7 protein-coding genes are annotated in these 6,715 nt (G+C 55.4%); 6 read left to right on the top strand and 1 reads right to left on the bottom strand.

Going from position 1 to position 6,715, the window contains the following annotated elements:
• Nucleotides 1–52 precede the first annotated feature (52 nt).
• On the bottom strand, nt 53–589 hold the full coding sequence (gene ruvC / locus ACO6EE_RS03305) for a crossover junction endodeoxyribonuclease RuvC (protein ID WP_064089308.1): 537 nt from the start codon (nt 587–589) through the stop codon (nt 53–55).
• 205 nt (nt 590–794) lie between these two features.
• Between ruvC and minC the strand changes: the two genes are divergently transcribed.
• The 6 genes from minC to glyS all read left to right on the top strand — a co-directional run.
• Complete coding sequence (minC, locus tag ACO6EE_RS03300) at nt 795–1,514, top strand: septum site-determining protein MinC (protein ID WP_485959205.1); 720 nt, start codon at nt 795–797, stop codon at nt 1,512–1,514.
• Nucleotides 1,515–1,652: 138 nt separating this feature from the next.
• The gene (gene minD, locus ACO6EE_RS03295) at nt 1,653–2,465 is read left to right on the top strand and encodes a septum site-determining protein MinD (RefSeq protein ID WP_064084529.1); all 813 of its coding nucleotides are present in this window, start codon (nt 1,653–1,655) and stop codon (nt 2,463–2,465) included.
• 3 nt (nt 2,466–2,468) lie between these two features.
• On the top strand, nt 2,469–2,741 hold the full coding sequence (minE, locus tag ACO6EE_RS03290) for a cell division topological specificity factor MinE (protein ID WP_070631897.1): 273 nt from the start codon (nt 2,469–2,471) through the stop codon (nt 2,739–2,741).
• A gap of 3 nt (nt 2,742–2,744) precedes the next feature.
• The gene (locus tag ACO6EE_RS03285; RefSeq protein WP_485959202.1) at nt 2,745–3,665 is read left to right on the top strand and encodes a hydrogen peroxide-inducible genes activator; all 921 of its coding nucleotides are present in this window, start codon (nt 2,745–2,747) and stop codon (nt 3,663–3,665) included.
• Between the two features lie 245 nt (nt 3,666–3,910).
• Complete coding sequence (gene glyQ / locus ACO6EE_RS03280; protein ID WP_070631891.1) at nt 3,911–4,822, top strand: glycine--tRNA ligase subunit alpha; 912 nt, start codon at nt 3,911–3,913, stop codon at nt 4,820–4,822.
• 113 nt (nt 4,823–4,935) lie between these two features.
• Nucleotides 4,936–6,715 (top strand): glycine--tRNA ligase subunit beta (gene glyS / locus ACO6EE_RS03275; RefSeq protein ID WP_485959201.1); only part of this gene is annotated, 1,780 nt, incomplete at its 3' end.

The raw sequence follows: 6,715 nt of genomic DNA, 5'->3' as shown, positions 1-6,715 counted from the left end.
TGAAATGAAATTTACCTAGCACAAATACAACCAACCACTGGCTACCTGAAAACTAAACCTGAAACCGACCGCCTTTAATCTGCGAAGCATTGTGCAATTTTGCTGCTAAACTATGGTTGCGCAACGCATGGGTGAGCGCCACAGCCAAGCCATCGGCCGCATCAGCTTGCGGCTTTCCTGATAGCTTCAACATCTGCACCACCATATGCTGCACCTGTTCCTTAGCCGCCTTACCCTGCCCCACCACCGCCTGCTTCACCTGCAAAGCCGTGTATTCATATACAGGCAATCCGCGCAACACCAGCGCCGCCACTGCCGCGCCGCGCGCCTGCCCCAGCATCAGCGTGGCAGCTGGATTAACGTTCACAAACACCTGCTCCACCGCCGCCTGGTTCGGCCGATAAGTATCAATAATCTCACCGATGTGCTGCACGATAATGCCGATGCGCCCGGCCAGCTCGTCGCCCGGGATGGTTTTGATGCAGCCGGATGCCACGTAGCGCTGACTCTGACCCAGCACATCAATCACACCAAATCCCGTTACCCGGCTGCCCGGGTCGATGCCCAAAATCCGTATCGGCTTCTGCATAGTTTTTCCATTTAAATTGCTCAAACTGGTTTTCAGGTAGCCTCTAATTTGCCAAACAGGCTACCTGAAAGCGATTCGCCGCATTATAAGCTAAGTTTTCAGGTAGCCTGATAATAAGCCGACCATCGCACAAATTTGAAGTAGCCTACATAAAACGGTAAACTGCGAGCCGTTTCAATTCTTAAATTACGACTCCATCGCACCGATGAAGCCAGCATTCGACATCAAATCCGCTCGTATCGACGCGCTCGCCATCCAGCTCAACACCACCGAGCTGGCGGCTATCCGACAAACCCTCACCGAGCGCGCCGCACAATACCGCGAGCTCAGCGATATGCCGCTGCTGCTCGACGTGCAGGCATTCGACTCGCCAGACAATCTGGATTTAGACAGCCTGCTCGGCCTATTTGCCGAGCACAGCCTGCCCATCGGCGCCCTGCGCCATCACAATGAACAATGGCAGGCTGCCGCTCGTGCTCATCACTTAGCCTTTTGTAGCGACAATGCCAATAGTGAAGAAAACAAAAGGCTACCTGAAAATACGCAACATGAAATGCCCAGCACTCCGCCCGCTCCCGCCGTGCGCCAAACTCTTGTAGTGGAAAAACCGATCCGTACCGGCCAGCAGGTGTATGCCGAAAACGCCGACCTGATCGTGCTGGGTTTAGTGAACGAAGGAGCTGAAGTGATTGCCGACGGCCATATCCATATCTATGCCCCTCTGCGTGGCCGCGCCTTGGCAGGCGCCAGTGGCGATCAAAACGCCCGCATTTTTGTCCAATCGATGCAGGCCGAACTGGTATCTATCGCCGGCATCTACCGCACTTTCGACCAGCAGCTGCCGCCACACCTCCACCGCCAGGCCGTGCAGATCTATTTGCAAAAAGAGCGGCTGGCCATCGCGGCTCTCAGTGAGATTATTTGAACATAACATACATTTACTTGGCTACACACAATACAAAGGGCGACAAACCATTTTCAGGTAGCCTTTTTCAGGTAGCCCGCCAAGCGTAACAACCTAATTTCAACAAAACGGATTCACCTAAGGGAAAGGACCATAACCGTGGCAAAAATTATTGTAGTAACCTCCGGCAAAGGCGGCGTGGGCAAAACCACCACCAGCGCTAGCATCGCCAGCGGCCTGGCTTTAAAAGGACACAAAACCGCCGTGATCGATTTCGACGTCGGCCTGCGCAATCTCGACCTCATCATGGGCTGCGAACGCCGCGTGGTGTACGACTTAATCAACGTGATTCAAAACGAAGCCACATTGCACCAAGCGCTGATCAAAGACAAGCATTGCGACAACCTGTTCGTGCTGCCTGCCTCGCAAACCCGCGACAAAGACGCGCTTACCCGCGAAGGCGTAGAGCGCGTACTCTCCGAGCTTACCGAAAAACTGGACTTCGAATTCGTGATTTGTGATTCGCCCGCCGGTATCGAAACCGGTGCGCTGATGGCGCTGTATTTTGCCGATGAAGCCATCGTTACCACCAATCCCGAAGTATCCAGCGTGCGCGACTCCGACCGCATCTTGGGCATTCTGCAAAGCAAGAGCCGCCATGCCGAAAAAGGCGAACAGGTGAAAGAACACCTGCTGATTACCCGCTACAACCCCGATCGCGTGGCAAGCGGCGAAATGCTCTCAGTAAAAGACATCGAAGACGTGTTGCGCATCCCGCTCTTGGGCGTGATTCCCGAATCGCAAAGCGTGCTGCAAGCCTCCAACGTCGGCCTGCCTGTCATCCACCAGGAAGGCGTGCCTGCCGCTGAAGCTTATAAAGACGTAGTAGCTCGCCTGCTGGGCGAAAACCGGCCGATGCGTTTCTTGGAAGCAGAGAAAAAAGGCTTCCTGCAACGCCTGTTCGGAGGTTAAGCTATGTCATTAATCGATATATTGTTTGGCAAAAAGCCCAAATCCGCCAGCATTGCCCGCGACCGCCTGCAGATCATCATCGCGCAGGAACGCGTGAAATCCCAAGCACCGGACTACCTGCCCACCCTGCAGAAAGAGCTGCTGGAAGTGTTGTCGAAATACGTACACGTTTCGCTCGACGACATCCGCATTTCGCAGGAAACGCAAAACGGCGTGGACGTACTGGAACTCAACATCGTTTTGCCAGATATCCAACGTAAAAGCGAAGAAAGCTAAACCATGACCCTGACCGAATTGCGCTACATTGTGGCCGTTGCACAAGAACGCCACTTCGGCCGTGCCGCCCAGCGCTGCTTCGTCAGTCAGCCCACTCTCTCTATCGCGATTAAAAAGCTGGAGGAAGAGCTTTCGGTTTCGCTGTTCGACCGCAGCAGCAACGAAGTCAAGCCCACCGAAACCGGCGAGCGCATCATTACCCAGGCGCACCGCGTACTGGAGGAAGCCGACCGCATCAAACACCTGGCCGCCTCCGAGCAAAACGAGCTGGCCGGCGTGTTTAAGCTGGGACTGATCTTCACCGTGGCGCCTTATTTGCTGCCGCGCCTGATTTTGTCGCTGCGCAAGCTGGCACCCGATATGCCGCTGATGCTGGAAGAGCACTACACCGCCAACCTCACCGACTCCCTCAAAAAAGGCGAATTGGATGCCATCGTGGTGGCCGAGCCCTTCCAAGAGCCCGGCATCATCACCGAGCCGCTGTATGACGAGCCGTTTTTTGTCATCGTGCCGAAGGAGCACGAATTTGAAGAGCTCGACGCCGTATCCGTGCAGCAGCTGACAGAACAGCAGGTGCTGCTACTCAGCGAAGGCAACTGCATGCGCGACCAAGTTTTAGAAAGCTGCAGCAAATTGGCCTCCCGCCAGCGCATCCTCGGCCTGGCCAACACCCTGCAAGGCAGCTCCATCAACACCATCCGCCACATGGTGGCCAGCGGCCTGGGCATCAGCGTACTGCCTTCCAGCGCCCTCACGGACAACGACCACCTGCTGTTTTCCATCATCCCCTTCGAGCCGCCCGTACCCAACCGCCGCATCGTATTGGCCTCGCGCCGCAACTTCGTGCGCCCGCAGGCATTGCAGGCACTGCGCCAAGCCATTCTGAACTCCCAGCTTACCGGCGTGCGTTTCGCCAAAGCCTAGCCGACTTGGCAAAGGCTACCTGAAAATCGCTCAATCATTTTTCAGGTAGCCTTGTACGGCGGGAAGCAGCAAACCACAAACCATCATGCCTGATGAAGCAAAGTGCGCCTCAGCCATGCCTTAAAGTTGAAAAGGCTACCTGAAAATCCCAAAACCATTTTTCAGGTAGCCTTTGGCTTTGTTTTGTTTAACCGGCAAACCAAGTACAATACCGCCATTATTTTTTCCAATTTCTCCACACAACCATGCTCACCTTCCAACAAATCATCTTCAAACTGCAAAACTACTGGGCTGCCCAAGGCTGCACCCTCCTCCAACCGCTTGATATGGAAGTTGGCGCCGGCACATCCCACCCCGCCACCTGTCTGCGCGCGCTCGGCCCCGAACCTTGGTTTGCCGCCTACGTCCAACCCAGCCGCCGCCCCAAAGACGGCCGCTATGGCGACAACCCCAACCGCCTGCAACACTATTACCAATTCCAAGTCGCCCTCAAACCCGCGCCCGCCAATATCCAAGACCTCTATCTCGATTCCCTGCGCGAATTGGGTATCGACCCCAAAGTTCACGACATCCGCTTCGTGGAAGACGACTGGGAAAACCCCACCCTCGGCGCATGGGGCTTGGGCTGGGAAGTTTGGCTCAACGGCATGGAAGTGACCCAATTCACCTACTTCCAACAAGTCGGCGGCATAGACTGCACCCCCGTGCTCGGCGAAATCACCTACGGCATCGAACGCTTGGCGATGTACCTACAAGGCGTGGAAAATGTTTACGACCTCGTGTGGGCAAAAACGCCGGACGGCAACACCGTTACCTACGGCGACGTGTACCACCAAAACGAAGTCGAACAATCCACTTACAACTTCGAATACAGCGATGCCGATTGGCTGCTGCGCCAGTTCAACGACTACGAAGCGCAAGCCAAACGCCTGCTGGCCGTGGAAGACACCAGCCTCGCCCTGCCCGCCTACGAACTCGTCCTCAAAGCCGGCCACACCTTCAACCTCTTAGACGCACGCGGCGCCATTTCTGTTACCGAGCGCGCCACCTACATCGGCCGTATCCGCACCCTCAGCCGCACCGTGGCGCAGAAATATGTGGAAAGCCGCGAAAAACTGGGCTTCCCGCTGATTAAAAACAAGGCGCAAGCAGCCTGAAAATGCTAGAATTCTCACCAACCTAACAAACCAGTACCGCCTGCCTCCTGATTAAAAACTCCGCACTATTTACAGCACCGGCAGGCTACCTGAAACCCAAACGACACGCTGCAATGAACACCCAAACCCTTTTAATCGAACTCCTCACCGAAGAACTCCCCCCCAAGGCTCTGAACAATCTTGGCAACCACTTCGCTGCTTCTGTTGCCGAAGGCTTGGAAAAAGCACAACTGATTGACGGCGCAGCCGAATTTACCGCCTACGCCTCGCCGCGCCGTTTGGCTGTTCAAATCAAAAACGTCAAAGCCGTTCAAGCTGATCAGAAAATCGTGAAAAAAGGCCCTGCCGTGGCGAATGCCATGAAAGACGGCGCGCCGACCAAGGCTTTGGAAGGTTTTGCACGCGGAGCAGGCGCGAAAATCGAAGACTTGACCATCGTCCATGACGGTAAGCAGGATGTGTACGCCTACGAATACGTCCAAACCGGCAAACCGTTGGGCGAACTTTTAGAAGACATTATTAATCAAGCCATTAAGAAACTGCCGATTCCGAAAGTGATGCGTTGGGGCAGCAGCACGTTTACCTTCGTGCGCCCCGTTCACGGGCTGATTGTGCTGCACGGCAGCGACATCGTAAACGTCAGCGTTTTGGGTCTGCAAAGCGGCAATCAAACCTTGGGACACCGCTTCCTGTCCAACGGCGAAATCACTATCACAAACGCCGACAGCTACGCCGCACAAATGCGCGAGCAAGGTAAAGTCGTAGCTTCGTTTGCCGAGCGCAAAGCCGCGATTCAGACAGCCTTGAACGAACAGGCAGGTCGTCTGAAAGCCACCGTTGCCGCTGATGAAGCATTGTTGGACGAAGTTACCGCGCTGGTCGAATACCCCGTTGTTTTGGAAGCCGGTTTTGAAGAACATTTCCTCGCCGTGCCGCAGGAATGCCTGATTCTGACCATGCAGCAAAACCAAAAATACTTCCCGCTGCTCGATCAAAACGGCAAGCTGATGAACCGCTTCCTGCTGGTTTCCAACCTGCAAACCGAAGACCCGTCGCACATCATCCAAGGCAACGAACGCGTTTTGCGTGCGCGCCTGTCCGATGCCGAGTTTTTTTACAAACAAGACCAGAAAGCGACTTTGGAAAGCCGTCTGCCCAAACTGACGAACGTGGTGTACCACAACAAAATCGGTTCGCAAGCCGAGCGTATCGAACGCCTGCAAAGCATCGCCGCCCACATCGCTAAAGCTTTAGGCGCGGACGCTGCCGCAGCCGAACGTGCCGCGCGCTTGGCAAAAGCCGACTTGGTGACCGAAATGGTCGGCGAGTTTCCCGAACTGCAAGGTACGATGGGCAAATACTATGCACGTTTGGACGGCGAAACCGAAGAAATCGCCGAAGCCGTCGAGCAGCACTACCAGCCGCGCTTTGCCGGCGATAGGCTACCTGAAAGCAAAACCGCCACCGCCGTTGCGCTGGCCGACAAACTGGAAACCTTGGTCGGCATTTGGGGCATCGGTCTGATTCCGACTGGCGACAAAGACCCCTACGCCCTGCGCCGCGCTGCCTTGGGTATTTTGCGGATGCTGATGCAGTATGGTTTGGACGTGAACGAGCTGATTCAGACGACCTTCGACAGCTTCCCAAAAGGTTTGCTCAACGAAAAAACGCCGTCTGAAACCGCCGACTTCATGCAGGCGCGCCTTGCCGTATTGCTGCAAAACGACTATCCGCAAGACATCGTCGGCGCCGTACTCGCCAAACAGCCGCGCCGTTTGGACGATTTGACCGCCAAGCTGCAAGCCGTTGCCGCGTTCAAACAACTGCCCGAAGCCGCCGCGCTCGCCGCCGCCAACAAACGCGTGCAAAACCTGCTGAAAAAAGCCGATGCCG

The sequence above is a fragment of the Eikenella sp. genome (assembly GCF_057315495.1).
The sequence above is the reverse complement of the archived record's forward strand: the minus strand, read 5'-3'. Positions and strand labels throughout refer to the sequence as shown.

Excerpts from the sequence above, each read along its gene's own strand:
- minC (WP_485959205.1), top strand. The coding sequence starts at position 795 with ATGAAGCCAGCATTCGACATCAAATCCGCTCGTATCGACGCGCTCGCC.
- ruvC (WP_064089308.1), bottom strand. The coding sequence starts at position 589 with ATGCAGAAGCCGATACGGATTTTGGGCATCGACCCGGGCAGCCGGGTA.
- minE (WP_070631897.1), top strand. The coding sequence starts at position 2,469 with ATGTCATTAATCGATATATTGTTTGGCAAAAAGCCCAAATCCGCCAGC.
- glyQ (WP_070631891.1), top strand. The coding sequence starts at position 3,911 with ATGCTCACCTTCCAACAAATCATCTTCAAACTGCAAAACTACTGGGCT.
- ACO6EE_RS03285 (WP_485959202.1), top strand. The coding sequence starts at position 2,745 with ATGACCCTGACCGAATTGCGCTACATTGTGGCCGTTGCACAAGAACGC.